Source organism: Nonomuraea deserti (assembly GCF_004348685.1).
Taxonomy (GTDB): domain Bacteria; phylum Actinomycetota; class Actinomycetes; order Streptosporangiales; family Streptosporangiaceae; genus Nonomuraea; species Nonomuraea deserti.
Genome location: NZ_SMKO01000361.1, coordinates 1 through 3372, shown reverse-complemented (window position 1 = coordinate 3372; position 3372 = coordinate 1). Strand labels below are relative to the sequence as shown.

Below are 3372 nucleotides of genomic sequence, written 5' to 3'. Positions count from 1 at the left end.
TCAGACTTCTTCCACGCTGCTCGGCTCGCGCCGGGACAGGTCGATACCGAGCTCCTCCGCGGCGCGGAAGACGTCCTCGTCGGTGTCACGCATCTCGATGGACATGCCGTCGCTGGAAAGCACCTCGACGTTCAGGCACAACGACTGCATCTCCTTGATGAGGACCTTGAAGGACTCGGGGATGCCCGGCTCGGGGATGTTCTCGCCCTTGACGATGGCCTCGTAGACCTTCACCCGGCCGAGAACGTCGTCGGACTTGATGGTCAGCAGCTCCTGCAGGGCGTAGGCGGCGCCGTAGGCCTCCAGCGCCCACACCTCCATCTCACCGAAGCGCTGGCCACCGAACTGGGCCTTACCGCCGAGCGGCTGCTGAGTGATCATGGAGTAAGGACCGGTCGAGCGCGCGTGGATCTTGTCGTCGACCAGGTGGAGCAGCTTGAGAATGTAGATGTAGCCGACCGAGATCGGATAGGGGAACGGCTCGCCGCTACGGCCGTCGAACAGGCGGGCCTTGCCGCTCCGCTCGACCAGTCGATCCCCGTCACGGTTGGGGACCGTGCTGTCGAGCAGACCGACGATCTCCTCTTCGTGGGCGCCGTCGAAGACCGGGGTGGCCATGTTGGTGCGCGGGGCGACCTTCTCGAAGCCCTTCTCGCGCAGCCGCCCGGCCCAGGCCTCCTGCACCCCGGAGATGTCCCAGCCCCTGGCGGCGATCCACCCCAGGTGGGTCTCCAGCACCTGGCCGACGTTCATCCGGCCGGGCACGCCCAGCGGGTTGAGGATGATGTCGACCGGGGTGCCGTCCTCCAGGAACGGCATGTCCTCGACCGGCAGGATCTTGGAGATGACACCCTTGTTGCCGTGCCGGCCGGCCAGCTTGTCACCGTCGGTGATCTTACGCTTCTGGGCCACGTAGACGCGGACCAGCTCGTTGACCCCCGGCGGCAGCTCGTCGCCCTCCTCACGGCTGAACACCCGGACGCCGATGACCTTGCCCTGCTCGCCGTGCGGCACCTTCAGCGAGGTGTCGCGCACCTCGCGGGCCTTCTCACCGAAGATCGCGCGCAGCAGCCGCTCCTCAGGCGTCAGCTCGGTCTCGCCCTTCGGGGTGACCTTGCCGACCAGGACGTCGCCGGGAACGACCTCGGCGCCGATGCGGATGATGCCGCGCTCGTCGAGGTCGGCCAGGACCTCCTCGGAGACGTTGGGAATGTCGCGGGTGATCTCCTCCGGACCCAGCTTGGTGTCACGGGCGTCGACCTCGTGCTCCTCGATGTGGATCGAGGACAGCACGTCGTCCTGCACCAGCCGCTGGGACAGGATGATCGCGTCTTCGTAGTTGTGGCCCTCCCACGGCATGAACGCCACCAGCAGGTTCTTGCCGAGCGCCATCTCACCCTGGTCGGTGCACGGCCCGTCGGCGATCACCTGGTTGACCTCGACCCGGTCGCCCTCGGCGACGATGGGCTTCTGGTTGAACGAGGTGCCCATGTTGGAACGCCGGAACTTCGCCACCCGGTACGTCGTCCGCGTGCCGTCGTCGTTCAAAATCGTGACGTAGTCGGCCGAGACCTCCTCGACCACACCCGCCTTCTCGGAGCTGACCATGTCGCCCGTGTCGGTCGCGGCGCGATATTCCATGCCGGTGCCGACCAGCGGCGCCTCGCTCTTGAGCAGCGGCACCGACTGGCGCATCATGTTGGCGCCCATCAACGCCCGGTTGGCGTCGTCGTGCTCGAGGAAGGGGATCATCGCCGTGGCCACCGACACCATCTGGCGCGGCGACACGTCGATGTAGTCGACCTCCTCGGCACGGGCGAGCTCGGTCTCGCCGCCCTTGGTGCGCACGAGGACCCGGGAGTCGGCGAACGACCCGTCGGCGTTGAGCACCGTGTTGGCCTGCGCCTTGACGAAACGGTCCTCCTCGTCGGCGGTGAGGTAGTCGATCTGCTCGGTGACCTTGCCGTCGACCACCTTGCGGTAGGGCGTCTCGACGAAGCCGAAGGCGTTCAGCCGGGCATAGGAGGCCAGCGACCCGATCAGGCCGATGTTAGGGCCTTCAGGGGTCTCGATCGGGCACATCCGGCCGTAGTGGGACGGGTGCACGTCACGGACCTCGAAACCGGCCCGCTCACGCGACAGACCACCGGGACCCAGCGCGTTCAGGCGCCGCTTGTGCGTCAGCCCGGCCAGCGGGTTGATCTGGTCCATGAACTGCGACAGCTGCGAGGTGCCGAAGAACTCCTTGATCGACGCGACCACCGGGCGGATGTTGATCAGGGTCTGCGGCGTGATCGCCTCGACGTCCTGCGTGGTCATCCGCTCGCGCACGACGCGCTCCATGCGGGCCAGGCCCAGGCGGACCTGGTTCTGGATGAGCTCGCCGACGCTGCGCAGGCGGCGGTTGCCGAAGTGGTCGATGTCGTCGATCTCGACGACGGTCTCCCCGTTGGCGCCCGGCACCGCATCCTCGCCGGCGTGCAACCGGACCAGATAGTCGATCGTGGCGACGATGTCGTCCTCGGTCAGGGTGCCCTGGGTGATCTCCGAGTCGACCCCGAGCTTCTTGTTGATCTTGTAGCGGCCCACCTTGGCCAGGTCGTACCGCTTGGGGTTGAAGTAGAGGTTCTCCAGCAGGGTCTGCGCCGACTCCTTGGTCGGCGGCTCGCCCGGCCGCAGCTTGCGGTAGATGTCGAGCAGCGCGTCGTCCTGGCCGGCCGTGTGGTCCTTCTCCAGGGTGGCCCGCATCGACTCGTACTGGCCGAAACGCTCGAGGATCTTCTCGTTGGTCCACCCCAGCGCCTTGAGAAGCACGGTGACGGCCTGCTTGCGCTTGCGGTCGATGCGCACACCGACGCTGTCGCGCTTGTCGATCTCGAACTCCAGCCAGGCACCCCGGGACGGGATGACCTTGCAGCCGTACAGATCCTTGTCGGACGTCTTGTCGACGTTGCGTTCGAAATAGACGCCGGGCGAACGGACCAGCTGCGAGACCACGACACGCTCGGTGCCGTTGATGATGAACGTGCCCTTCGGCGTCATGAGCGGGAAGTCGCCCATGAACACCGTCTGGCTCTTGATCTCACCGGTGGTGTTATTGATGAACTCCGCCGTCACGAACATCGGGGCGGAGAAGGTCATGTCCTTGTCTTTGCACTCGTCTACGGAGTACTTCGGCGGCTCGAACCGGTGGTCGCGGAACGACAAGGACATGGTCCCCGAGAAGTCCTCGATCGGACTGATCTCTTCGAAGATCTCTTCGAGACCCGACTGGGTCGGGACGTCCCTGCGCCCGGCCTGGCGAGCCGCCTCTACCCGGGCCTTCCACTTCTCGTTGCCGAGCAACCAATCGAACGACTCGGTCTGCAGAGC

The 3372-nt window shown here is 66.0% G+C and carries 1 protein-coding gene; it reads right to left on the bottom strand.

The features are described from left to right. Nucleotides 1–3372, bottom strand: a 3372-nt coding sequence (gene rpoB / locus E1292_RS49855) for a DNA-directed RNA polymerase subunit beta (protein WP_165975178.1), incomplete at its 5' end; no start/stop codon positions are given.